General features: G+C 42.1%; 22 protein-coding genes and 1 riboswitch. Of the genes, 6 read left to right on the top strand and 16 right to left on the bottom strand.

Going from position 1 to position 24,184, the window contains the following annotated elements:
• Positions 1-202 precede the first annotated feature (202 nt).
• Both ACQCT5_RS22010 and ACQCT5_RS22005 read right to left on the bottom strand, forming a co-directional pair.
• A complete protein-coding gene (locus ACQCT5_RS22010) occupies positions 203-715 on the bottom strand; it encodes a GNAT family N-acetyltransferase (RefSeq protein ID WP_499645179.1) in 513 nt (170 codons plus the stop codon).
• Positions 716-907: 192 nt separating this feature from the next.
• Positions 908-1,342 carry a hypothetical protein gene (locus ACQCT5_RS22005; RefSeq protein ID WP_499645177.1) on the bottom strand — a complete coding sequence of 145 codons (435 nt, stop codon included), beginning with the start codon at positions 1,340-1,342 and terminating at the stop codon, positions 908-910.
• A gap of 212 nt (positions 1,343-1,554) precedes the next feature.
• Here ACQCT5_RS22005 and lepB point away from each other — a divergent pair, with 212 nt between their 5' ends.
• Positions 1,555-2,169, top strand: a complete 615-nt coding sequence (lepB, locus tag ACQCT5_RS22000) for a signal peptidase I (RefSeq protein WP_499645175.1) — start codon at positions 1,555-1,557, stop codon at positions 2,167-2,169.
• Positions 2,170-2,417: 248 nt separating this feature from the next.
• Here lepB and ACQCT5_RS21995 read toward each other — a convergent pair whose 3' ends face one another.
• Positions 2,418-2,891 carry a hypothetical protein gene (locus tag ACQCT5_RS21995; RefSeq protein WP_499645173.1) on the bottom strand — a complete coding sequence of 158 codons (474 nt, stop codon included), beginning with the start codon at positions 2,889-2,891 and terminating at the stop codon, positions 2,418-2,420.
• A 138-nt stretch (positions 2,892-3,029) separates the two neighbouring features.
• On the opposite strand from ACQCT5_RS21995, the gene ACQCT5_RS21990 reads away from it, so the two are divergent.
• The 3 genes from ACQCT5_RS21990 to ACQCT5_RS21980 all read left to right on the top strand — a co-directional run bounded on the left by ACQCT5_RS21990 (position 3,030) and on the right by ACQCT5_RS21980 (position 5,747).
• Complete coding sequence (locus tag ACQCT5_RS21990) at positions 3,030-3,209, top strand: small acid-soluble spore protein H (RefSeq protein WP_499645171.1); 180 nt, start codon at positions 3,030-3,032, stop codon at positions 3,207-3,209.
• Between the two features lie 296 nt (positions 3,210-3,505).
• Positions 3,506-3,620: riboswitch (TPP riboswitch) on the top strand.
• A 153-nt stretch (positions 3,621-3,773) separates the two neighbouring features.
• Positions 3,774-5,558: a phosphomethylpyrimidine synthase ThiC gene (gene thiC / locus ACQCT5_RS21985; RefSeq protein WP_499645186.1), complete on the top strand. Its 1,785-nt coding sequence runs from the start codon at positions 3,774-3,776 to the stop codon at positions 5,556-5,558.
• A gap of 21 nt (positions 5,559-5,579) precedes the next feature.
• Positions 5,580-5,747 carry a serine protease gene (locus tag ACQCT5_RS21980; protein ID WP_499645169.1) on the top strand — a complete coding sequence of 56 codons (168 nt, stop codon included), beginning with the start codon at positions 5,580-5,582 and terminating at the stop codon, positions 5,745-5,747.
• Between the two features lie 582 nt (positions 5,748-6,329).
• Here the strand turns inward: ACQCT5_RS21980 and ACQCT5_RS21975 are convergent.
• The 9 genes from ACQCT5_RS21975 to ACQCT5_RS21935 all read right to left on the bottom strand — a co-directional run bounded on the left by ACQCT5_RS21975 (position 6,330) and on the right by ACQCT5_RS21935 (position 17,523).
• Positions 6,330-6,713: a CBO0543 family protein gene (locus tag ACQCT5_RS21975; RefSeq protein ID WP_499645184.1), complete on the bottom strand. Its 384-nt coding sequence runs from the start codon at positions 6,711-6,713 to the stop codon at positions 6,330-6,332.
• Between the two features lie 450 nt (positions 6,714-7,163).
• Complete coding sequence (locus tag ACQCT5_RS21970) at positions 7,164-8,507, bottom strand: dihydrolipoamide acetyltransferase family protein (protein WP_499645167.1); 1,344 nt, start codon at positions 8,505-8,507, stop codon at positions 7,164-7,166.
• Between the two features lie 78 nt (positions 8,508-8,585).
• The gene (locus ACQCT5_RS21965; RefSeq protein WP_417899692.1) at positions 8,586-9,569 is read right to left on the bottom strand and encodes an alpha-ketoacid dehydrogenase subunit beta; all 984 of its coding nucleotides are present in this window, start codon (positions 9,567-9,569) and stop codon (positions 8,586-8,588) included.
• Positions 9,570-9,581: 12 nt separating this feature from the next.
• On the bottom strand, positions 9,582-10,574 hold the full coding sequence (locus ACQCT5_RS21960) for a thiamine pyrophosphate-dependent dehydrogenase E1 component subunit alpha (protein ID WP_499645165.1): 993 nt from the start codon (positions 10,572-10,574) through the stop codon (positions 9,582-9,584).
• 66 nt (positions 10,575-10,640) lie between these two features.
• Positions 10,641-12,065 (bottom strand): dihydrolipoyl dehydrogenase, encoded by a 1,425-nt coding sequence (lpdA, locus tag ACQCT5_RS21955; RefSeq protein ID WP_499645163.1) that lies wholly within the window; start codon positions 12,063-12,065, stop codon positions 10,641-10,643.
• A 16-nt stretch (positions 12,066-12,081) separates the two neighbouring features.
• Positions 12,082-13,206 carry a butyrate kinase gene (gene buk / locus ACQCT5_RS21950; RefSeq protein ID WP_499645161.1) on the bottom strand — a complete coding sequence of 375 codons (1,125 nt, stop codon included), beginning with the start codon at positions 13,204-13,206 and terminating at the stop codon, positions 12,082-12,084.
• 84 nt (positions 13,207-13,290) lie between these two features.
• Positions 13,291-14,394 (bottom strand): branched-chain amino acid dehydrogenase, encoded by a 1,104-nt coding sequence (bcd, locus tag ACQCT5_RS21945; protein WP_499645159.1) that lies wholly within the window; start codon positions 14,392-14,394, stop codon positions 13,291-13,293.
• 45 nt (positions 14,395-14,439) lie between these two features.
• A complete protein-coding gene (gene yqiS / locus ACQCT5_RS21940) occupies positions 14,440-15,339 on the bottom strand; it encodes a phosphate butyryltransferase (RefSeq protein WP_499645157.1) in 900 nt (299 codons plus the stop codon).
• Between the two features lie 135 nt (positions 15,340-15,474).
• Positions 15,475-17,523: a sigma 54-interacting transcriptional regulator gene (locus tag ACQCT5_RS21935; protein WP_499645155.1), complete on the bottom strand. Its 2,049-nt coding sequence runs from the start codon at positions 17,521-17,523 to the stop codon at positions 15,475-15,477.
• Between the two features lie 211 nt (positions 17,524-17,734).
• On the opposite strand from ACQCT5_RS21935, the gene ACQCT5_RS21930 reads away from it, so the two are divergent.
• Positions 17,735-17,968 (top strand): DUF2627 domain-containing protein, encoded by a 234-nt coding sequence (locus ACQCT5_RS21930; protein ID WP_204417407.1) that lies wholly within the window; start codon positions 17,735-17,737, stop codon positions 17,966-17,968.
• 40 nt (positions 17,969-18,008) lie between these two features.
• On the opposite strand, the gene ACQCT5_RS21925 is transcribed toward ACQCT5_RS21930, so the two are convergent.
• Positions 18,009-18,728 carry a glycerophosphodiester phosphodiesterase gene (locus ACQCT5_RS21925; protein WP_499645152.1) on the bottom strand — a complete coding sequence of 240 codons (720 nt, stop codon included), beginning with the start codon at positions 18,726-18,728 and terminating at the stop codon, positions 18,009-18,011.
• 100 nt (positions 18,729-18,828) lie between these two features.
• Between ACQCT5_RS21925 and ACQCT5_RS21920 the strand changes: the two genes are divergently transcribed.
• Positions 18,829-18,975, top strand: a complete 147-nt coding sequence (locus ACQCT5_RS21920; RefSeq protein WP_386635645.1) for a YycC family protein — start codon at positions 18,829-18,831, stop codon at positions 18,973-18,975.
• Between the two features lie 192 nt (positions 18,976-19,167).
• On the opposite strand, the gene spo0A is transcribed toward ACQCT5_RS21920, so the two are convergent.
• From spo0A to recN, 3 genes are all read right to left on the bottom strand, one after another.
• Positions 19,168-19,959, bottom strand: coding sequence for a sporulation transcription factor Spo0A (spo0A, locus tag ACQCT5_RS21915; RefSeq protein ID WP_499645150.1), 792 nt, complete (start codon positions 19,957-19,959; stop codon positions 19,168-19,170).
• 527 nt (positions 19,960-20,486) lie between these two features.
• Positions 20,487-21,779 (bottom strand): SpoIVB peptidase, encoded by a 1,293-nt coding sequence (gene spoIVB, locus ACQCT5_RS21910; protein WP_499645148.1) that lies wholly within the window; start codon positions 21,777-21,779, stop codon positions 20,487-20,489.
• Between the two features lie 384 nt (positions 21,780-22,163).
• Positions 22,164-23,870, bottom strand: coding sequence for a DNA repair protein RecN (gene recN, locus ACQCT5_RS21905; protein ID WP_499645146.1), 1,707 nt, complete (start codon positions 23,868-23,870; stop codon positions 22,164-22,166).
• Positions 23,871-24,184 lie beyond the last annotated feature (314 nt).

Genomic DNA, 24,184 nt, shown 5'->3' with positions numbered 1-24,184 from the left:
AATATTACTGTGTAAATAATAGTTGCCATTCTTACCCCCTATCTGGCAGGAAAAGATTTGAGCTGAGCAAGCCTAAGTTTAATATTCCTCTTTGTTTATGTCATTTCTTTCTTCAACTATCCTGCCCAATAGTTGAAGATAAAAATAGCCGAAGACCATCCATTTTAGCTATCGCCCCCGTTACTTCAATAAACAAACTTCTCTATAATGAAAGCCTGTATTGTATTAGTTGGCTCTCCGTTCCTAAGTATTGTTCGCTTCCAATTCTACTAACTTCCTTGAACCCTATTCTCTCAAGCATTTTTCTTGAACGAATATTCGTTTCGTGTGTCTCTGCATTAAAAACTGTAATGTCATATTGCTTAGAAGCATAGTCCATCATACATAAACTAGCATTAAATCCGATTCTTTTTCCCCATAAAATACTTTCACCAATTGCAATGCCTAATTCCGCTGTATTTTCTCTAATACATGCTAGGTCTGCATATCCAATTAACCTATTTTCCAAATCAATTCCCAACCGAATAAAATCTTCAGATACATTATTTACACAGTGTTGCCACCATTTATATAATTCTTGCCCGTCTCTATTTTTTTCCCAATCATTTGCTAAACAAAATGTATCATCCTTACTCCATTCTAAAATATATTCAAAATCATCTATGGATAAAGGTCTAATTTTTATATTTTGAACATTACTTCTTTCAAATTCCATACCTTTCCTCCAATACTATAATATTAAGGTAACCTACCTCTATACTTCTACAAAAATAGGCATTGAACCTGCTAGGATCAATGCCTGGTGTTATTCAAGATTAGCTCCAGATAGTGGAATTACAAGCAAAGGATATTCGTGCGAACTAGAGTAATTAGTTACTCTCGTGCTCTGACTTTGTTTAATCAAATTTTATATTTTCAAGTCCCCAATCCAATTCAGGAATTTTCTTCGTTTTAATTTACAAGTCTCATTTTTTATCAATTCGTCGGTAACCCAAAAGATTAAAGAAGATATAATTGCACTGATAAAGAAAAAAACATCTAACAACCCAGTTAAATCTGACATCCACATTTCCCTTTCGTACCCAGAAAGAAATAGCGGGATAAGTACAAATAATGCAGCTAAGAAAATGTGAATAAAACAGGCACAAACCATTCGCATTTTTCCCGTTATCCTTTTAGTTACGGAGTCCGATAAAATAGAAGAAGGTATTCCATAGATAAAAATAATTGGAAGTAAGTACATTCCGAAAAAGATTCCTGTACCAAATCCAGCATAAGCTGAATAAAGCATAATCATTAACAAACTAGTGATTAATGCTGAAAAAATTTTGCTTCCAATCATTTTATCACCTTCTTTTTATTTTGTTCTATTCAATTAAAGCTCCATTTAGATTAATATTTCTTTGTGTATATAATACCTTAGAATAAAAATTATTCCTTATCTTTCCCTTCTAGAAAAGGGTTGTGTAATTTCTTAAAATTCGAAAAATATACACAACTAACAAAAATGTTTTCCTTTTTTTTCCGTATAATATATACAAAGGGGGAATAATTATGAGATATGGCGTTTTTCTAATTATGTTATTGATACTTATGGGTTGCTCTTCTAATTCACCATCTGGAACCGTGTCGGACAATGATACGGACGCTAATGTAAGTATTATTAAAGATGTTGAACCCGACTGGATAGAGCATCATTACCTATCTGATAATATGGATCGAGGAAACCACGATTACTATGATCAAGTTCTTGTGATAGATCCAAGTTTAGAACCATCCTCATATACTCGAGGAGATATTGTATTCTTTAGCAATAGTACGAATGACAAGATGATATCTAGAGTTATTGCACTTCCTGGTGAGAAAATTAGCATTTCCGAAGGGCAAATTTATATAAACAACCAAAAATTAGATACGTTTTATGGAAAGGCACATAGGCTTGGTCTTGATAAAGATAGTTACTTTCCAGCTATGGATAAAGCAGGAGTGGATTACGACAAAAAAGGAATGCTGGATTACGTTTTCGAGTTTAATCAGAATGAATTGGAATTAGCAGATAACGAGTATTATGTGGTAAGTGATGATTGGTTTAGAGGGACTATGCAAATTCTAAAACAAGACGAAATTATTGGTGAAGTGCTTGGCTACCAATACGGTTACAAGAATTAACTATTGGTTGGATTTTAATCTTAGTCACGGGAAATTAATAATTTCCCACTAGAAGGCTTAGAGGATTCTAAGCCAATTTTTTATTTCGATATTCAACAATCGCTCCCGATTCTTGAATAAAGACGCTATTCAATACTTCTGAATCGGGCCAATTTGAAATAACGCTTATCCAATGTATTCTACAGCGAATAATCCTTTTTCTTAGACCATAAAGGCATTGATAGCTTCCTATATTATCACTACCCCATTCAGATAAAATAGCTCGGGGAATTTCCCTTAGTTTCTTTCAGGCTCTTCTCAATCCCAGTAATTTTAAACACGACATCTCCAACTGTTTTAGGTTGCCAGTGCTTAATGTTATACTTATCCCATTTGTTGAGGGTGTTCTCATTTAACACTACTAGACCTCCTTTGGCTTCCTTCAGTCGCAACGGCTCGTCTAATTCCACTGGCTTAAGTACTCTATATACTTCGCCGCATAGTTGGTTTATAGTTGCTGTCAGTTGCTTATGATCCATAAAGGTCATGTAGGAAGGCTCGGGAGATGTGGTAAGGCCAATGAAAGGATAGATGCTGTTAAATAGAATATAAAGGCTTTTCTCGTTGGGGAAACTTACTTCTTCATAGTAATAGTTTTGCGCAACGACTGGCTCTTGGAAGGACCACCCCCTGCCCCCTAGACTTGTAACAGTCCAAAAATGGCTCCTCAGTTCTTTTACCAAAGCACCCTTGTATTATTTAAATCTATTGTTTAATAAGTTATGAAGAAAATCAGCTTGAGCATGGTCAATTACAACAAGTATATCTAAGTTATTTGAAACAAATATTATAACTATTAAAGTCAAAAGGAGGTGGCTACAATGAATGCAGAACGAGCACAAGAAATTGCTTCTTCGCCAATAATGGCTAATGTGACCTATAATGGAAAAGGCATTTACATTGAGCACGTAGATGAACAAAATGGAACAGCTACAATCCATTCCCTTGATGAACCAAATAATAAACAAAGTGTTTCTGTAACAAGCTTAAATGAACAATAATTTATCAAGTAATTCCCCATTATAAACCTCCACCTTCGGGTGGTGGTTTCACGTTTGATTAAATTCAGTTGAATTCTCCTTCAACTATTCATCCCCTCTTCTTAACAATAAAATCAAAATCTCTGGGAAAAGATGCACATTAGAGTAGCTTCTTCAATAATCAGGCGCCTTTCTTAAGATTAAGAAGGCGTACTTTTTGAATTGGACCAATTTATTGAAAAAGCTTTGTAAGAAGGAGATTCTCAATTTTCCTTTTATTTTAATGAAGTCTTATGTATACTAAAATCAAATTGAATAGAAATAACTAGGGGAGTCCAAAAAGTTGGGCTGAGAGAGAAACACGTTGAAGTTTCTTGACTCTTGGGACCTGATCTGGTTCATACCAGCGTGGGGAAGTTAGAAGCGTCATTTTAGTACTACTACTTCTGTATACATATTAGCCGGGTCCAACCATTTATTGGACACCGGCTTTTTTATGTACTTCATAAGCTTTTATAAGCTTTCCACTTGTTGTGTTCTATATCTTGTCCTTGAATTCATAAAAAGGAGAGATTTATTATGTCAATGTCAACATCTTCATTAAACGAACAAAGTATTTCCATCATGTCTAATTTTTCAGGTAGCAAAAAAGTATATGTAACAGGCTCTAGATCTGACATTAAAGTTCCAATGCGTGAAATCGAGTTAAGCCCGACAACCGGTACGTTTGGAGAAGAGGAAAATCCTCCAGTACGTGTGTATGACACTAGCGGACCTTATACAGACCCTGATTATTCTGTCGATATTACAAAAGGTCTTCCTGCCCTTCGCAGTTCATGGATTCAAGAACGTGGAGATGTTGAGGAATATGATGGTCGTGATATCAAGCCTGAGGATAATGGTTATAAAGATGAAAACGATCCTCGCACTAATCATAACGTGTTTCCTGGTTTAAAGCGGAAACCGTTACGGGCCAAAAAAGGGAAAAATGTTACACAACTTCATTATGCTAGAAAAGGAATTATCACGCCTGAAATGGAATTTATCGCAATTAGAGAAAATATGAATCCTGAATTCGTACGGGATGAAATTGCAAAAGGTCGAGCGATTATTCCTTCTAATATCAACCATCCAGAATCAGAGCCCATGATAATAGGCCGTAATTTTCATGTGAAAATAAATGCGAATATTGGCAATTCTGCTGTATCATCTTCTATCGAAGAAGAGGTTGAAAAAATGACCTGGGCGACACGCTGGGGTGCTGATAATATTATGGATTTATCAACGGGGAAAAATATCCACACAACACGGGAATGGATTATTCGTAACTCATCGGTTCCTGTAGGCACTGTTCCAATTTATCAAGCACTTGAAAAAGTAAATGGTGTTGCTGAAGATCTTACCTGGGAGGTTTACCGTGATACCTTAATTGAACAAGCAGAGCAAGGTGTTGATTACTTCACCATTCATGCTGGTGTTCTTTTGCGATATGTCCCGTTAACAGCTAAACGTTTAACAGGTATTGTATCTCGCGGTGGGTCTATCGTGGCACAATGGTGTCTACACCACCACAAAGAAAGCTTTTTATACACTCACTTTGAAGAAATCTGTGAAATCATGAAATTCTATGATGTTGCATTCTCTTTGGGGGATGGTTTACGTCCTGGGTCTATTGCAGATGCGAATGATGAAGCACAGTTTGCAGAATTAGAGACTCTTGGAGAGCTAACAAAAATCGCTTGGGAGCATGATGTACAGGTGATGATTGAAGGACCAGGGCACGTACCGATGCACCTAATTAAAGAAAATATGGATAAACAACTGGAAGTGTGTCAGGAAGCGCCATTCTACACACTTGGACCTCTTACGACTGATATTGCTCCTGGTTATGATCACATTACATCTGCTATTGGAGCTGCAATGATTGGCTGGTATGGGACAGCGATGCTTTGTTATGTAACACCAAAAGAACATTTAGGTTTACCTAATAGAGATGATGTTCGTGTAGGGGTTGTCACTTATAAAATTGCTGCTCATGCTGCTGATTTGGCAAAAGGACATCCAGGAGCATATAAAAGAGATGATGCCTTATCAAAAGCTCGTTTTGAATTCCGTTGGAGAGATCAGTTTAATTTATCTTTAGATCCAGAACGTGCAATCGAATATCATGATGAAACTTTACCTGCTGAAGGTGCAAAAACAGCACATTTCTGTTCTATGTGTGGACCTAAATTTTGCAGTATGAGAATCTCTCAAGATATTCGTAATTTTGCAAAAGAAAAAGAACTTGATACGAAGGAAGCAATTGAAATGGGTATGAAGGAAAAAGCTGAACAGTTTAAGCAATCTGGTGGTAACATATATCAGTAACTTTCTTAGGGGGTTATTAGGGTGAAGGTCGAAAAAATTGAAGAGGAAATTAATCAACTCAAAACTCACCTTGCTTTTTTGGAGAAAAGTATAAAAGAGATCCAGCAAAATTGTAATCATCATTTTAGGGGAAATCAACATCATGAAAAATGTATCAAGTGTAGTAAAGTAAATGTTTTATATTATTAGTAAATAAAATGCCTCATAAGAAATAAAGCTTTGAGATTCTACAAGAAACCTTGCCTTAATTATTTAGTTGAGGCAAGGTTGTTTAACTTTCTATATAAAAGAATTCCTATTGAATTAAGGCTACTTCGATCAATAAAATTATTTATACAAAGGAATCATTTATAATAACCTTTTTTCAATCTGACCCAATACAAAAAGAGAAACACCATCATCCATAAAAAGTTCAGCTGATTCAAAAGGTCATTTTTATCTTTTATACAGAATTTTATACATCTCTGATACATCAACGTTTTCGGCTTCTTCAGAATCCTGTTAGCTACAAAAAAAAGTGAGGTTTTAATGCAACCTCTAATTCAACATAATGGCTCTAAAATGAAAAGTGAGCGCTGATCCTTGTTCCAGGATCGTGCCCTTTGAATAAAATACATCTAAATTATACTTCTTTTATTAATCGTGTCGGTTGGAATTCCCTGATGCACTCTGAAACCAATCTGCGCAAAGTTGTTTTTGGAATAGTAAATTTAAGAATCCTTTCGTTGGCTTATGGATAATATACGATTTTTATTATGTATAGTCTTCAATTTATCTATCAAGTCTGTTAATTAATTTCATTAGGATACGGATAAACATCATTAGAAAAAAGATACTAATAAACGTGTGTATCCATGTCCAAGTATGATATTCAATTAAATCAGTATATCTTTCCAAAAGAACTTCAATGATCGTTAAAACAGAAGTGTACAATGCACACTTCAGAATTATGCTAGGATATCTTGAACAATAAGTTGCTTGATAAAAGTAAATACAGACAACTGGAAGTAAAAGATATTCATAAAGAAGGCTAGAACTGAAATAGTTACTTAAAAAGCTTATTGGATATTCGATCATTTTTTCTTCTACAACAAGAACACCAAGAAATATTGAGAAAAAAGAGGTCAATAAGAAAATTAAAATCAAATCTTTGATTGGTGGTTTTCTTAAACTATAAAAGAATAAAGCGATTCCTATTATGAGCAGTGACCATAAAATGATTCTTTCGATAAATAATCAGTCCTTCAAAAATCGTTAACGTGCTCATCAGTTATTATAACCAAAATAAAAATTAAATCATTACTATTAGAAATCTGTCATTTTTAAAATTCAATTTTCAAGAATCTGGCCCGTTTGCTGAACAAGAAAAATTTCTGTTAATCGAAAATCTTTTCTTTTTCCAAGTCCCCTCCCTCCCATTGGAGTTCGTGCGGAACGACGGTGTGTTCTTGCTAAACTACCAAAAGTTCGTGCCAAAACACCCCTATTTCGTGCCAACAAACTACATTGAGTTGATGCGAAACGCATTTTTCATCACAAAAAATTGCCACTAAAATCAAAAAAACCGACAAAACGCCAAAGCGCCTCGTCGGTTTCCCATACCTATTAATAAATAGAAGTATTCTCTTTGGACATCTTCTCGATGATTTCTTTCACTCGGGCAAGGAAGCGGCCGCATACTAGTCCGTCAAGTACACGGTGGTCAAGGGACATGCACAGGTTGACCATGTCGCGTACTGCGATCATGCCGTGATCCATGACTACCGGACGTTTTACGATGGATTCCACTTGCAGGATTGCCGCTTGTGGGTAGTTGATGATACCTTGTGATTGTACAGAACCGAATGAACCAGTGTTGTTCACTGTAAATGTTCCACCTTGCATTTCAGCAGATGTTAGTTTACCAGCGCGAACTTTGTTGGCAAGTTCTGTGATCTCGCGGGCAATGCCTTTGATTGTTTTCTCATCTGCATTGCGGATAACCGGTACGTATAGTGCGTCGTCCGTTGCAACTGCGATGCTGATATTGATGTCTTTCTTCTGGACGATTTTATCGCCAGCCCACATGGAGTTGATTTGCGGGAATTCTTTTAACGCTTGAGCAACTGCTTTTACGAAGAAAGCGAAGAACGTCAGGTTGTAGCCTTCCTTCTTCTTGAAGTCGTTCTTTAAGGAATTGCGGTATTCCACTAGGTTTGTCGCATCCACTTCGATCATCGTCCAAGCATGTGGCGCTTCGTGCTTGCTGCGAAGCATGTTCGCTGCGATCGCTTTACGCACGCCGGTTACAGGGATTTCGATGTCTCCCGCTTCCACAGGTACGTTGACCGGTTGAGCAGCTTTTGGTGCGCTTGCTGCTGCAGGTGCAGAAGGTGCCGGTGCTGCCTTCTCCACTTTTGGAGCTTCCTGCGCAGGAGCCGCAGCTGCCGCAGGTTTGGAATCTGCCGTTGGAATGTTACCGGATTCGATCACCGCTTGGATGTCTTTCCTTGTAATGCGTCCGCCTGCACCTGTTCCAGTAACTTGCTCAAGATCAACATTATTCTCTTGTGCAAGGCGCAGGACTGCCGGTGAGTAGCGGCGCTTGCTCGGTGCATCCGCGTCAGTTGGTGCCGCTGCTGCCGGAGCACTTGTGTTTGAAGCCGCTGCAGGAGCAGTCGCTTCTTCCTTCGGTGCATCCGTCTTAGCAGCATCGCCAGCTCCGCCTTCACCTGTTTCGATGTAGCAGATCACTTCGCCGACTGCCAATGTGTCGCCGTCTTCCGCTACAAGTTCTGTGATTGTTCCTGTAAAAGAGGATGGAATTTCTGCATTTACTTTATCTGTCATAACCTCTGCTAGAGGGTCGTATTTGTTTACTTTGTCACCAACGCTTACGATCCAGCGACTGATAGTACCTTCAGTAACACTTTCCCCAAGCTGTGGCATCGTAATTTTTTCAACTGCCATGATGAGTGCCTCCTTTATTCCATAAAGAAGAGTCAGCCGCTAAGTAGCGGCACCCTCTTCCTAGTATCAAAACATGTATTAGTAAGCCGCAAGCTCGCGCATCGCTTTTTCCACTTTGTCCGGATTGACCATGAAGTATTTCTCCATTGTAGGAGCGTATGGCATTGCAGGAACATCAGGACCAGCAAGTCGCATGATCGGAGCATCCAGGTCGAATAGGCAATTTTCCGCGATGATGGCAGAAACCTCACTCATGATGCTTCCTTCTTTTGTATCTTCCGTAAGTAAAAGGACTTTACCTGTTTTAGAAGCCGCTTCCATGATCGCTTCTTTGTCCAATGGATAAACTGTACGCAAGTCAAGGATGTGAGCAGAAATGCCGTCTTGAGCAAGGCGCTCTGCTGCTTGAAGTGCAAAATGGACACATAGTCCGTAAGTGATAACCGTGATATCTTCCCCTTCACGCTTCACGTCTGCTTTACCAATTGGAAGAACATAGTCATCAGTAGGTACTTCGCCTTTGATTAGACGGTATGCACGCTTATGCTCGAAGAATAGAACCGGATCTTCGTCACGGATTGCTGCTTTCAACAAACCTTTTACATCATAAGGTGTGGAAGGCATGACGATTTTCAGACCTGGCTGGTTGGCAAATACCGCTTCAACTGATTGAGAGTGGTAAAGCGCACCGTGTACTCCTCCACCGTATGGAGCACGGACAACAAGTGGACAAGTCCAGTCGTTGTTGGAACGGTAGCGGATTTTCGCCGCTTCCGAGATAATCTGGTTTACAGCAGGCATGATGAAATCAGCGAACTGCATTTCAGCGATCGGGCGCATGCCGTACATTGCTGCACCAATTGCTACACCAGCGATTGCAGACTCTGCAAGTGGCGTATCGATTACTTTATCTTCCCCGAATTGGTCATAAAGGCCGGTTGTCGCTTTGAAAACCCCACCTTTTAGTCCTACATCCTCCCCAAGTACGAATACTTTGGAATCGCGCTCCATCTCTTCTCGGATGGCCATTGTCACTGCATCTATATAAGAAATAACTGCCATGATGGTTCCCCCTTACTCTGCGTAAACATGCTTCATTGCGGATTCAGCATCTGCATATGGAGCATTTTCTGCGTATTCTGTTGCTTCGTTCACTTCTTTGGCAATCTCATCGTTCATTTCTTTCTCTTTTTCGTCAGTCAGTACGCCAACCTCTTTCAGGTATGCAGCAAAGCTGATGATCGGATCCTTCGCTTTTGCTGCATCGACTTCGTCACGCTCACGGTATGCACGATCATCGTCATCACTAGAGTGTGGAGTAAGACGGTAGGAAATTGCTTCTACCAATGTTGGGCCTTCGCCGCGACGGCCGCGGTCTGCCGCTTCTTTCACTGCTGCATATACTTCCAACGGATCGTTTCCGTCGATTGTAATTCCTGGCATACCGTAACCTAATGCACGGTCAGAAATTTTTTCACATGCCACTTGCTTCTCGTAAGGAACGGAGATGGCATATTTGTTGTTTTCGCACATGAAAATAACCGGTAATTTGTGAACCGCTGCATAGTTCGCACCTTCATGGAAGTCTCCTTGGTTGGAGGAACCTTCACCGAACGTTACGAATGTCACAAGATTTTTACCTTCCAATCGCCCGCCAAGTGCTACACCTACTGCGTGTGGTACTTGTGTTGTTACTGGAGAAGAACCAGTTACGATGCGGTTTTTCTTTTGGCCGAAGTGACCTGGCATCTGGCGTCCGCCGGAGTTTGGATCTTCCGCTTTTGCAAAGCCGGAAAGCATCAATTCTGTTGCTGTCATACCGAATGTCAATACAACACCCATATCACGGTAGTATGGAAGCACATAGTCTTTTTCTCGATCTAGTGCAAATGCAGCTCCAACCTGTGCCGCTTCTTGACCTTGGCAGGAGATTACAAAAGGAATTTTCCCTGCACGGTTCAACAACCACATACGCTCGTCAATACGGCGAGCCATTAACATCGTTCTAAACATTTCTAATACATTTTCATCACTTAGCCCTAAAGCCTGGTGGCGATTTTCTGCCATTGTATTTACCTCCTATATGTAGAAAGTGGGGAACGATTTTTTTACGACCGCTCCCTTATTCTCTTTTTATGAATGTATTGCTTTTCCATCGACTGCCAGCGCAGCCTCCCCGATCGCTTCCGATAAAGAAGGATGCGGGTGGATCGTGTGTCCGATTTCCCATGGAGTCGCATCAAGTACACGTGCAAGACCTGCTTCTGATATCATGTCTGTTACATGTGGACCGATCATGTGAACGCCAAGGATATCATCGTTCTCTTTGTTTACGACAAGCTTTACAAACCCGTCGGATTCGCCGTACACAAGCGCTTTACCGATTGCACGGAAAGAGAACTTACCTGTTTTCACTTCGAAGCCTTTTTCTTTTGCTTCTTCCTCTGTATATCCTACGCTTGCCACTTCTGGGCTACTGTATACACATTTGGAAATCATGCTGTAATCAATTGGTGCAGGATTTTCATTTGCGATATGCTCCACTGCCACAATTCCTTCGTGAGAAGCAACATGCGCAAGCTGCAAGCCACCGATCACATCACCGATAGCATAGATGTGGGATTCTTTTGTTTGGAACATATCGTTTGTTTTGATAAAGCCTTTTTCCACTTGAATGTCCGTGTTCTCAAGGCCAATGCCTTCCACGTTAGCTTGGCGGCCGACTGATACTAGCATTTTTTCAGCAGTAAAGGATTTTTCTTCACCTTTGTGCTCCGCTTTGATTGTGACGGAATCAGCAGCCTTTTCCAATGTTTCAGGAAGTACTTTTGCACTCGTCACCACTTTGATGCCGCGCTTTTTCAATAAGCGCTGCATTTCTTTGGATACTTCCTTGTCTTCGGTTGGTAATACACGGTCTGCATATTCGAGTACCGTTACTTCCACTCCAAAATCGTCAAGCATGGAAGCCCACTCGATTCCGATTACGCCTCCACCTACGATGATGATGGATTTTGGAAGCTCTTCCAAGGACAATGCTTCATCGGAAGTCATGACCTGTGTGCCATCGATTTCAAGTCCAGGCAGGGAACGAGGACGAGATCCGGTTGCTACGATCACGTTTTTCGGGATCAGCATTTCATTTTCGTCGCCATTTTCGAACTCAACGGAGATCGTTCCAGGCATCGGGGAGAAAATGGATGGTCCCAAGATACGCCCGGTACCGTAAAATACGTCTATCTTACCTTGCTTCATTAAGTGCTGTACGCCACCGTGAAGCTGGTCGATGATTTTCTGTTTGCGCTCCTGCACCTTGAAGAAGTCCAATTTCACTTCCCCTGAGATGACGCCAAATTCTTCACTGTTCTTTGTTTGGGCAAATACCTCTGCGCTGCGAAGCAATGCTTTACTTGGGATACAACCTGCATGAAGGCAAGTTCCACCGATTTTCTTTTTCTCTACTACTGCTGTTTTCAAGCCAAGCTGAGATGCACGGATCGCTGCTACATAACCACCCGTTCCTCCACCTAGAATGACCAAATCATATTCTTGTGCCATGTTTGCCTCTCCCTTCCTAGCTGCGTACTTTGCTGTCCACTTTATTGCCTGGGTAAATTTTTGCATCCTCTTCGCCACGAAGGACACGCAATGCCCCTTCTGTCAGGGCTTGAAGTTCGTTTTCGCCAGGTTGTACAATTACGTCTGCTATCCAGCTGATGCGGTCGGAGATTTGTTTAACAAATCCCTTTCCGTATGCAAGACCTCCAGTTAGCACGATCGCATCCACTTTTCCTGCCAGCACGGCACTTGCAGATGCAATTTCTTTTGCTACTTGGTAGGCCATCGCTTCATATACCAGCTCGGCTTGCTTGTCGCCATTTTCGATCATTTTTTCAACTTGAACCGCGTCATTTGTTCCAAGATAGCCTACAAGTCCACCTTGTCCTACGAGCTTTTTCATGATTTCATCACGGTAGTAGTCACCTGAGAAGCAAAGTGACACGAGATCTCCGGCAGGTACTGTTCCGGCACGTTCCGGACTGAATGGTCCATCGCCGTGCAGACCGTTATTTACATCCACTACGCGTCCACCGATATGCGTACCAACCGTAATCCCTCCACCCATGTGAGTGACGATCAGGTTCAGGTCTTCATACTTTTTGCCAAGCTCCTTTGCCACACGGCGAGCTACAGCTTTCTGGTTCAGTGCATGGAAAATACTTTTTCGCTCGATCAGTGAGAAACCAGAAATCCTGGCAACATCAGATAACTCGTCTACAACAACAGGGTCGACAATAAACGAAGGAATATTCAAGCCTGTTGCAATTTCATAGGCTAAAATTCCACCAAGGTTTGATGCGTGCTGACCTGAAAAGCCGACTTTCAGATCTTTCAGCATCTCGTCATTAACCGAATAGGTTCCACCTTCGATTGGACGAAGTAGTCCCCCACGGCCGCACACAGCACTCAGCTTCGAAATGTTGATGCCTTCTTGGTCCAATGTTTCAAGAATGGTCGTTTTTCTGAATTCGTATTGATCAAAGATTGATGCAAAGGAATTGATCGTTTCACTATCGTGACGTATTGTTTTCTCAAAAACGGAGCGTTCATTATCGAATACACCTATTTTCGTTGATGTGGATCCTGGGTTGATGACAAGTATGCGATATTCCTTTTCTAACAATGTGGAAACCTCCATTATTACAGGTAACAGGGGTGTCCCAAGCGTGTTTCCACGAAGCCTGGCACAGCCCCCCGTTCCTTATTTCAATTCTTTATAATATTAGCGTCCGTTACGACGGCTTAAAATATGATGTCCGTTTTGTAAAAATTGGCTGCGTGACATTCTCATGCGCTCGATGCGCTCTTCTGCTAAACGGTCAGCAGCTTTGTATGTCGGGATTCCGTCACGTTTTGCAATTTCAATAACTTTTTCGATGTTATCGTAGATGCCTTCTACTTTTTTCATTGCACGCTCACGGTTGTAGCCGTAAAGCTCATCCGCGACGTTGATTACTCCACCAGCATTGATTACATAGTCAGGAGCGTAGACGATACCCATTTCATGGATGATGTCGCCGTGTTTTGTATCAAGCAGCTGGTTGTTTGCAGCACCTGCAATAACTTTAGCCTTTAATTGTGGAATTGTTTCGTCGTTGATTGTCGCACCTAATGCACATGGAGCATAGATATCGCATTCCACGCTGTAGATGTCGTTGATGTCGACTGCTTTTGCACCGAACTCTTCAACTGCACGGTTAACCGCTTCTTTATTGATATCTGTCACGATCAGTTGTGCACCTTCTTCATGCAAGTGACGGCAAAGGTTGAATGCCACGTTTCCTACACCTTGAACTGCCACTACTTTACCTTCCAATGAATCTGTGCCGAAAGCTTCTTTTGCAGCAGCTTTCATACCGCGGTATACGCCATACGCCGTTACAGGAGATGGGTTACCGGAAGAACCGAATGCAGGTGAAACACCTGTTACATAGTCAGTTTCTTCATAGATAAGGTCCATATCTGCTACAGTTGTCCCAACATCTTCAGCAGTAATATATCGTCCATTCAATCCTTGGATATAACGACCAAAAGCGCGGAACATTTCCTCGTTTTTGTCTGTACGTGGATCACCGATGATAACCGTTTTTCCTCCGCCAAGGTTAAGTCCAGCAGCAGCGTTTTTGTAAGTCATACCTTTTGCAAGGCGAAGTGCATCCTCAATCGCAGCTTCCTCGGAAGCATATGTCCACATGCGAGTTCCACCCAATGCAGGTCCAAGTGTTGTATCGTGGATCGCGATGATTGCTTTCAATCCTGATTTTTTATCCTGACAAATAACTAGTTGCTCGTAATCGTAAGTCTCCATATATTTGAAAATTTCCATGATAAAATTCCTCCCCAAGATAGTGTTAATTTTTAGTTAGATATATTATTTAACAGAACAGACGGCTAATGCTAATGAATTCAATTTACTTTCAGCCGAGTCTGCTCTTGATGTTAAAACAATCGGAGCTTTGGCACCTGAAATGATGGCACCGACCTTTGCTTTTGCAAAATAAATAAGTGATTTATAAAGGACATTTCCCACTTCTATGGTAGGTACAAAAAGGATATCTGCTTGTCCTGCAACTTCACTTTTGATTCCTTTATGTTCTGCTGCAAGAACGCTCACGGCATTATCCAATGCCAACGGACCGTCTATGATGCAGTCTTTGATTTGGCCTCTGTGGTTCATCTGTGTCAGCAGGGCAGCATCCACTGTCGCTTGCATTGCAGGATTTACAACCTCCACAGCTGCAAGTGGCGCAACTTTCGGCATCTCAAGACCTAATGCCCTGGCTACAGATACAGAGTTTTGTACAATCTGCACCTTCTGCTCTAATGTCGGTTCAATATTCATCGCCGCATCAGTGACAAAAATAAGTCGGTCATAGCCCGGCACCTCAAATGCTGCCACATGGGATAACACGCTGCCTGTGCGAAGACCATATTCTTTATTCAGTACTTCTTTCAATATAGTAGCTGTTGGAACATTGCCCTTCATCAAAACATCTGCCTCTTTACCGGAAACCGCCTTTACGGCTAGCTGTGCCGCTTCCTTTGCAGTGGCCGCAGGTACAATCCTTACGCCCTCATGCGAGCTTTCGATTCGATGGGAGGCAAGCATGCCAGTGATCTTTTCCTCATCACCGAAAAGGATAAAAGAAGCTAAATCCTTTTCCAATGCATGGGCGACCGCTTCCATCACCTCTGCATCTTCCGCAGCTGCGATAGCAACTACCTTTGATGGCAATCGGGTTGCTCTGCTGATAAGTTCATCTAGTTTCATCTCTTCAACCCTTCCTTTCTACACCAATTATATCTATGCAAGATTCGTGCCAACACGAAAATCATGTAAACGCTTTATTTATTTATAAATATATATGCAGAAATTTGCGTATCACGCAGTATTTTGCATGCATTATCAAGCAAGGTGGAACTTTTCCATTTTATAATAAAGATTACGAATGGATACCCCGAGCTCCTTTGCTGTTTTCGTTTTATTACCTTTGTTCTTCTTCAGGGTCTTTTGAATAATCTTCGCTTCGTACCCTTCCAGCATTTCCATCAGTGTTTGATTCTCGGGAATGGCTTCAGACGATTCCTGACTGACATTTTCACCTTTGGCAAGTGCAGGAATATGGCTCGTATCAATCAGCACTTCACTATATTGCATGAAGATGATGGCACGTCCGAGGACATTCTCGAGCTCCCTGACATTTCCCGGCCAGTCATAGGAGGCTAAATAATGGATGGCTTGCGGTGTTAACCCCTCCACATTCCTGCCATAGTCCTGGTTGATTTTTCTTATCAGATGCTCGCTAATCGCCTCGATATCCTCTTTTCGTTTTCTTAATGGAGGAATATGAATCGGCATCCTGTTCAACCGGTAATACAAATCTTCACGGAAGGTGCCATTCGCAATGCCCTTTTCCAGATTTACATTGGTCGCTGCAATGACCCGGACATTGATGGATATTGCTTTTGTTCCACCAACCCTGATAATTTCATTTTCTTGCAATACCCTTAATAGTTTTGCTTGTGTGTTGGCAGACAATTCCCCTATTTCGTCAAGGAAAATACTACCGTTGTTCGCTTCTTCAAAAAGCCCTTTCTTTCCGCCGCGTTTAGCCCCGGAAAAAGCACCTTCTTCATAGCCGAACAGTTCACTTTCCAAAAGCGATTCAGAGAGCGCCGCACAATTGACCCGAATGAACTTGTTATACTTCCTGCTGCTTCCGTTATGGATGGCATGGGCAAATAATTCTTTCCCTGTGCCTGATTCCCCACGCAATAAAACAGTTGCAGGAGTTTTTGCACCCAATTTCGCCTGTTCGATTGCTAGGCTCATTTCCTCGGAAGAACCGATGATATCCTCAAAGGAGTATTTCGCTTCCAGGGTCCGGATGATCTGCCTTGCACGGTCCAGCTCTGTTGTCAGCGTCTGGATCTCAGAGACGTCATGGATGACCCCGACACTCCCCTTCAGCTTGCCGTCCACAATGATCGGCGCAACATTTACAATAACCTCTTTTTTACCCGGGCCAACCTTTAGGTTTACCCCTCGTACCGCTCTTCTGGTCTCCAGCACCTTCATATGCATACTGTCCCCTTCAGAAATATCCGCAGTGGCAGGCTTACCGATTACCTGTTCTTCCTTCAGGCCTGTCAGCCTTGAATATGCAGGGTTGATCATCAGCCCGCGGCCAAATTCATCCACAACCGATATCGCTTCATCCGAGGATTGAATGATCGCCTCAAGCATCGTCTGTATACCCTTGAGGTTGGTCACTTCCTCAGCCAGGTTTACTACTTCCGTAATATCCTTGAATACCGCAAAAGCACCGATTACTTTACCATCCTCATCAATCAGCGGGGATCGTGTAGTAATGATTTTCTTGCCGTTCTCTAGAATCATTTCTTTATTTTTTTCGACTCTTTTTGTATGTATCACATCAATTAGTCTGCTTGACGGAATATACTCGAGAACATGCTTGTTTTCAATGTGCTCTTTCTTTATTCCCGCAATCCGCTGTGCGCTTTTATTGAACAGGATCACATTGCCCGTCTGGTCGACTACCAACAACCCGTCATGCAGGAGATTGAAGATCAGATCACGCTTATGTGATTCGTATTTCATTTTCGCAATTAGGTCTTCTCGTTCTTCCACCAGCTTTGCTGTAATGTGTGCGACCGTCCCTGGAACAAGAACTGTCTTTTTATCTTTCTTTTCTCTAATTTCCTGAAAAACTTCTTCGGACCCGGTGGCTTCAATGATGATATCAAGCTTATCGGCAAGAAAATCTTCCCACCTATTACCAACTGGTATCCCCATCCGGTTTGCCATTGCCAAGCCTGCAGCATTCTTGTCTATATCGACTACCGCAACGAGGTTGAACATCCCTGAATGCGTTAACATTTTTAAAATCGCAGAGCCACCCTTACCAGCGCCAACTATCAGTACTGTCTGCATAACAAACCCCTTTATTTAGTTAAGAACGACTAGTGAATCATCTTCTACTATTGTTTTGTCATCCAGTTGTAAATTGAAAGAAAATTCATAGTCTTCTTATAAACATATGAAATATCTTGCATACTTCTATCATAAACGGTTTTTTTCTTCTAAGCAAGACAAAATCTGATATAATATGATCGAACGCTCGGAAAGTGAGGCACATATATTTATGCAACGAATAATAGCTTTAGTTATAGTTCTTATACCTGGATGTCTTGCAGTGTACGGTATCAAGCTAATGAGGGACATGGTGTTCAACATCGGCCATCCACTGATTCCTTACCTTTGGCTGCAGTTTCTGATAGGACTTCTTTTCTTCCTGGTCGGACTGTGGTTTGTAGCAGGATTCATCTTCTATAGAGACCGCAAACGCAGTAAAGTGCAGAAACGTTTTCAAAAATAAAAAATCCGGAACTCCTAGATGTGGAGAACCGGATTTTTGTCTATTTTCTTAACTGCACCGCAATTTTCGGATAATCCGTGAAAAAACCTGCACAGTTAATCTCAAACAATTTTTTCATCACTTTTTTATCATTTACAGTAAAAGGTCTGACCGGCACTCCCGCTTTTTGTGACTGCTCAATCAAAGCTGTTGGACATGCCTTTATACTTGGATGGATTCCATTACCCCCAACCCACTTGGTATACTCCCAAGGCTTATAGATCCCTTCCATATACAGAACCGCCTTGTCGATATCAGGCACGAGCTTGTGGAGTTTGGCAATGCTATAGTGGTTAAAGCTTGAAAAGATTATTTTAGAGTGAAGATCATATTTGTCTATCAGCTCCACCACCTTCTCCTCAAGGCCCTCATAGGCAATGATGCCATTCTTGAGTTCAATGTTAATAAGAATCCCTTTCCCCTTTGCCCAGTTGAGCACTTGTTCTAGTGTGGGTATGGCAGCCGCTTTATATTGATCGCCAAATTTATAGACCGCGTTCAGCTTCTGCAACTCCTTCAGCTTCATGTCCTTCACGAAGCCTTTCCCATTTGTTGTCCTGTCCACCTTTTCGTCGTGAATGACAACAGGGATCCCGTCCTTGCTCAGTTGAACATCCAGCTCGATGCCGTCCGCCCCATCTATGTATGCCTGCTCAAAGCTGATCATCGTATTTTCAGGATGAGTACCAGCTGAGCCTCGGTGACCAAATATTTTTGTCATGTTTTCACACCTTTCGATATTCCTCTAAGAATAACAGTTACAAAAAAGCTCCGTTTTTAGTAAAATAAATGTATTACTATTCAAAAACGAGGTGAATGAGATGCGTCCGTTGCAAATCTCCGCAGAAACAGCCCAAAGGCTAGCCAAGGCATTAGATGTACCGATTGAACAGATCATGCACCTTCCACAGCACATTTTAGTGCAAAAGTTAGTGGAAATCGAACGTGAGGAAGCTAAAAAGGAATAGCTGCTCAAGATTAAGTATAGATTATCATAGAAGAATGCGCATAGTAAGTTTTAGTATTTGCAGTAGGAGCGGACTTTTTGGTTCGCTTTTTTATATTGGCAGAAAACCTATTCACAACAAAGCAAAAAATGACCAATAATCGCAATCACTGGTCATTTAATGATGTTGGCTATTTTATTGTTCCTTACCCTTTCAGGAAGCGCGGTGCTCCAGACGTAGCTTGTCCGCAACCATCGCAATGAATTCACTGTTGGTTGGTTTTGCTTTTGTCATGGAAACCGTGTAACCGAACAACGACGAAATGCTATCGATATTCCCGCGGGACCAAGCAACCTCGATGGCATGGCGGATAGCACGCTCTACACGGCTGGCAGTTGTGTTGTATTTCTTTGCAATATCCGGATAAAGGACTTTCGTAATGGAGCCTAAAAGCTCTATATCATTATAGACCATGCTAATCGCTTCTCTTAAATAAAGGTAACCTTTGATGTGTGCTGGTACGCCGATTTCGTGAATGATGCTCGTGATGTTTGCATCCAGGTTTCTACCTTTTGTTTCTGGGCTTGAGGAGCGGAAGGACGACGAACCGGAACGCTTCAAGATCGGTGAAGATTTACCGCTTACCTGACGGATACTGCTAACCAGGTTTTCCATATCAAATGGCTTAAGGATAAAATAAGAAGCGCCGAGATCCACTGCTTTCTTTGTAACATCCTCTTGCCCAAAAGCTGTAAGCATAATCACGTTTGGTTGCTTCTCAAGGTTCAGGGAACGCATTTTTTCCAATACTCCCAAACCATCAAGATGAGGCATAATAATATCTAAAATTAAGACGTCCGGTGACTTGTCTTGAATTAATTGAAGGCATTCCTGACCGTTGTGTGCAACTCCTACCACTTCCATGTCTTCTTGTGCAGAAATATACTCCTCTAACAGGCCAACTAATTCACGATTATCATCTACCACACACACTTTGATTTTCATACAGCTAATTTCCTCCTCAGTCCCTATACATTCTTTTCTTTGGTTTGTAATTTTCTCTATATTTTTATTCTAATTGTTAAATTCGACAATGCAACCTCTTTTCCTCTAATATTTATAAAAATCCTTAAAATTATTACGAAAAGAGGGTTTATCTTCATATTCCTTCTTTTTTCGACTAATTACGCACAAAGTCGCAAATCCTTGTTACATTTGTCGAAAAATCTTTATATTTTCTATCATACCGTATGTGAATACCAAATAAAAGAAAAACTCTGTTAACCACCGCTGTTGATTTCCGCGAAAGATTTCGCTTTCCGCGGGGCGCTTGTGCAGCCTCCTCAGCTTCGCCTGCGGGGTCTCCATCTAAGCGCTACCTCCCGCAGGACAAGGAAAGCTACGGCAGCGATACATCGCACGAAGAAAATGCTCGCATTTTCGAGGAGTCTACGCCTTTCGCTCCAATCAACAGCTAGCGTCCTGTATCAAAACAAAAATTTAAGTAAACAAAAGAAAAAAAGCGAGCTGGATCAGCCCACTTTCTTTAGGTTTTCCTTTTTATAGATGTCAATGCCTGCTTCGTTCAGCATCCATTCTATATGAACACCATACCCCGAAGTCGGGTCGTTGACGAACACGTGTGTTACCGCGCCGATAACTTTGCCATTCTGAATGATGGGACTGCCACTCATTCCTTGGACAATTCCACCTGTTTTCTCTAATAGTACCGGATCCGTTATCTTGATGACCATCCCTTTTGTTGCCGGGAACTTTTGTGGTATCGAGCTGATCACTTCCACATCAAACTCCTCCACCTTGTCTTCATTTACGACGGTCAGAATCTTTGCAGGACCCTCTTTTACCTCATGGGAGAGTGCGATCGGCAATGCTTTGTCCATTATGCCGTTTTGGATATCCTGATGGAGCGTTCCGAAGATACCGAACGGACTGTTTCTGGTGATATCGCCGATGGAAGAACGGTCGTTGGAGAAACGCGCCAGCTTCTCACCTGGCACCCCATTGCTTCCTTTTTCAATCGACGTAACGGTGGATCGTACTATCTGTCCGTCCTGCACCACAATCGGCTTTTTGGTATCCATGTCCGAAATAACATGACCAAGTGCACCGTACTTCATCGTAATGGGATCATAAAAAGTCATAGTCCCGATTCCTGCTGCAGAATCCCTGATGTACAAACCGATGCGGAATGTACTGTCCTGCTTGTCTTTTAAGGGAACTAATTTTGTCTCGATGGTTTTCTTATCTCTAGTTATGACAACATCGAGCGGAGCACCGGTTTTCCCGGCTTTTTGAACAAATGGGGCCACATCGCTCATCTGTTCAATTGTTTCACCATTGATCTTTGTAATAATGTCACCGACTTGAATGCCTGCAATTTCACCAGGCGACTGCTTTCCCTCTACCGTATCCACTTGATGATGACCGACAACCAATACACCTAAAGTATTTAATTTCACACCGATGGACTGACCACCAGGATACACTTTATATTCAGGGATTACATCCACATTCACTTGCTTGATCGGGATACCGGCAAGCTCTAGAACAACTTGGCTTTCCCCGCTTTTCTTACCGTTAAGAGCGACTGCACCATTCTCCGTATCTATTCCAACAGAAGGCTCATTTCCCTTCACCATCGCGTTTACAGGTATGGATGATTGGAAATGAATTCCTTGCCCTTCAAACATCGTTATTTTATTGGGAATTTGGATAAACTCTTTAAATGGCTGACTTGTACACAATACCATGACTGAAACAAGGAGAAATACACCGATAATTTTTCTAATTAAATCTTCTCTCAAACTTTTTCACTCTCCTCGCTCCTATCCCACACCTTTCATGGCTACATTATATAATTTTGCCTTCTACGCCCACATTTATAACCAATATATAAATAAAAAAGCTACCCAATATGGATAGTTATTCAAGGCATGTGGGACGTATAAATGAAGGTGTGCTGAGTTCGGGATGATTTTGGAGGAAGGATTGATTGTTTTCAGTCAATTCTCACGTCCACGGGTGCTATTCTCACGTTTCTTGGTTCTATCCTCACGTAACACCAACCTATTCTCACGTAACCTCGTTCTATCCTCTCGCAACTACACAATATCCTCACGTTGCTCCTGCGCCCATCACACACCAAAAAAAGCGCTTCCCACGACAATCATGGGAAACGCTCCTAACCATTAAGCCTGCTTCATACTGCCGGCTAGTTCCAATAACTCTTTTGCATGCTCTTTGGTGAGACTAGTGATTTCCACACCTGAGATCATTCGGCCGATTTCGCGGATTTTATCTTCTTCCCCAAGCACGTTCACTTTTGTTTTCGTCCGTTCTCCCTTCACATCCTTGCTGATGAAGAGATGGGTATCGGACATGGCAGCAACTTGCGGCAGGTGGGAAATGCAGAGAACCTGTGAATCCACAGATACCTGATAGATCTTCTCTGCGATGCTTTGGGCGACACGCCCGCTTACACCAGTATCCACTTCATCAAAGATAATTGAGGTAATTCCCTGATGCTTTGAGAAAATGCTCTTCAGCGCCAGCATGATCCGAGAAAGCTCTCCTCCTGAAGCTACTTTTGCCATCGGCTTCAGCGGTTCGCCAGGGTTGGTGGTGAGATAAAACTCGACCATATCCACTCCATTTTTCTGAAAAAGAAAACCGTCTTGCCCCTTTTCTTTTCTCACATCAAAATGGACGTCGAATATCGCTTTTTCCAAATAAAGATCCTTAAGTTCCTTATGAATGCTCTTTGTGAGCTTTGCAGCAGCCTTCATGCGGGCTTCCGTCAACGCTTTGGCTTCCAATGCGAGATCCTCTTTTAATGATTGCAGTGATTCCTGAAGCTGGTGAATGTGAGAGTCACGGTTCTGCAGGGTCTCCAGCTCTTCTTCGATTTTAGAGGCGTATTCCAGGATTTCCTCAACGGAACTGCCATACTTCCTTTTCAGCTGCTTGATCTCGTTCAATCTACTTTCGATGAAATCCAGGCGCTTTGGATCAAATTCCAGTTGATCGATTTCGTCCCGCAGCCGATAGGATAACTCCTCAAGTTGATAGTAGGAGTTGGAGATTGTATCAAAAACATCCTTCAGATTCTTATCGATCTCCTCCAAACCTTCCGCTTCAGACATGGCCTGTCCGATCCAGTCAAGTGCCTTTTGTTCACCATGCATGGAATAGTAGCAGTTGTTCAGGGACTGATAAAGCCGCTCGTAGTTGCTGATTTTGGTTCGTTCCTCAAAAAGCTCTTCATCCTCATTGAGCGTAAGCTGTGCATTGTTGATTTCCTCTGCCTGGAATTGCAGCAGATCAAGGCGGTGTGCCACTTTCTGCTCGTTTTCTGTCAAGTGAAGGAGACGCTTTTCCACATCCTTGTACTCTTTATATATTTCTGAATAGGCCAGCAGCTCCTTTTGAACCGCTTTGCCGCCAAACTGATCAAGGAGTGCCAGATGGAGATCGGGATCCATGAGCTCCTGATGCTCGTGCTGCCCATGAATATCGACCAGGGTTTGTCCTACCTCTCGTAAAAGAGCGATAGTCACGAGCTTGCCGTTCACCCTGCACACACTCTTTCCTGTCGCATGGATTTCCCTTCTCAGTACGACCATCTCATCTTCAATATCAATGCCAAGTTCTTCGCAGACCCGATAGCATGGATGGGACGCATCCTCAAGCAGGAACAGCCCCTCAAGTTCTGCACGCTTCTCTCCGAAACGCACAAATTCATGGGAGCCCCGTCCACCAGCCAGCAGGTGGATTGCATCGATGATAATGGATTTCCCGGCACCCGTTTCTCCGGTCAGCACAGTCAGGCCTTTATCAAAAGAGATTGACAGGGATTCAATAATGGCAAAATTTTTGATCGTTAATTCTGCAATCATTCCATCACTTCCTTTACGGAATCGTTCTATATTTTGTTTGGCATTAAACACCGCTGTTGATCTCCGCAAAAGGCTGCGCTTTCCGCGGGGCGCTTGTTGAGCCTCCTCGGCTTTCGCCTGCGGGGTCTCAATCTAACCGCTATCTCCCGCAGGAGTCTTCGCCTTTTGCTCCAATCACCAGCTAATATTCTTTGAAAACTTTAATAATACTCGAGCAAGGACTAGACCCTGCTGACTTTTTAGCCCAAGCGGATGAATTTTGTCGAAATATGTGTTTTATCGATATGTGCTGTGTTTTCGTTGATATATTAAAA

Origin of the sequence: Sutcliffiella halmapala, assembly GCF_050107295.1 — a bacterium.
Taxonomy (GTDB): domain Bacteria; phylum Bacillota; class Bacilli; order Bacillales; family Bacillaceae_I; genus Sutcliffiella_A; species Sutcliffiella_A halmapala_A.
This window is presented reverse-complemented; position numbering and strand designations above follow the sequence as displayed.

Excerpts from the sequence above, each read along its gene's own strand:
- ACQCT5_RS21970 (WP_499645167.1), bottom strand. The coding sequence starts at position 8,507 with ATGGCAGTTGAAAAAATTACGATGCCACAGCTTGGGGAAAGTGTTACT.
- lepB (WP_499645175.1), top strand. The coding sequence starts at position 1,555 with ATGAGATATGGCGTTTTTCTAATTATGTTATTGATACTTATGGGTTGC.
- ACQCT5_RS21920 (WP_386635645.1), top strand. The coding sequence starts at position 18,829 with ATGCGTCCGTTGCAAATCTCCGCAGAAACAGCCCAAAGGCTAGCCAAG.
- ACQCT5_RS21960 (WP_499645165.1), bottom strand. The coding sequence starts at position 10,574 with ATGGCAGAAAATCGCCACCAGGCTTTAGGGCTAAGTGATGAAAATGTA.
- bcd (WP_499645159.1), bottom strand. The coding sequence starts at position 14,394 with ATGGAAATTTTCAAATATATGGAGACTTACGATTACGAGCAACTAGTT.
- ACQCT5_RS22010 (WP_499645179.1), bottom strand. The coding sequence starts at position 715 with ATGGAATTTGAAAGAAGTAATGTTCAAAATATAAAAATTAGACCTTTA.
- buk (WP_499645161.1), bottom strand. The coding sequence starts at position 13,206 with ATGGAGGTTTCCACATTGTTAGAAAAGGAATATCGCATACTTGTCATC.
- ACQCT5_RS21990 (WP_499645171.1), top strand. The coding sequence starts at position 3,030 with ATGAATGCAGAACGAGCACAAGAAATTGCTTCTTCGCCAATAATGGCT.
- lpdA (WP_499645163.1), bottom strand. The coding sequence starts at position 12,065 with ATGGCACAAGAATATGATTTGGTCATTCTAGGTGGAGGAACGGGTGGT.
- recN (WP_499645146.1), bottom strand. The coding sequence starts at position 23,870 with ATGATTGCAGAATTAACGATCAAAAATTTTGCCATTATTGAATCCCTG.
- ACQCT5_RS22005 (WP_499645177.1), bottom strand. The coding sequence starts at position 1,342 with ATGATTGGAAGCAAAATTTTTTCAGCATTAATCACTAGTTTGTTAATG.
- spo0A (WP_499645150.1), bottom strand. The coding sequence starts at position 19,959 with ATGAAAATCAAAGTGTGTGTGGTAGATGATAATCGTGAATTAGTTGGC.
- yqiS (WP_499645157.1), bottom strand. The coding sequence starts at position 15,339 with ATGAAACTAGATGAACTTATCAGCAGAGCAACCCGATTGCCATCAAAG.
- thiC (WP_499645186.1), top strand. The coding sequence starts at position 3,774 with ATGTCAACATCTTCATTAAACGAACAAAGTATTTCCATCATGTCTAAT.
- ACQCT5_RS21925 (WP_499645152.1), bottom strand. The coding sequence starts at position 18,728 with ATGACAAAAATATTTGGTCACCGAGGCTCAGCTGGTACTCATCCTGAA.
- ACQCT5_RS21965 (WP_417899692.1), bottom strand. The coding sequence starts at position 9,569 with ATGGCAGTTATTTCTTATATAGATGCAGTGACAATGGCCATCCGAGAA.
- ACQCT5_RS21935 (WP_499645155.1), bottom strand. The coding sequence starts at position 17,523 with ATGCAGACAGTACTGATAGTTGGCGCTGGTAAGGGTGGCTCTGCGATT.
- ACQCT5_RS21930 (WP_204417407.1), top strand. The coding sequence starts at position 17,735 with ATGCAACGAATAATAGCTTTAGTTATAGTTCTTATACCTGGATGTCTT.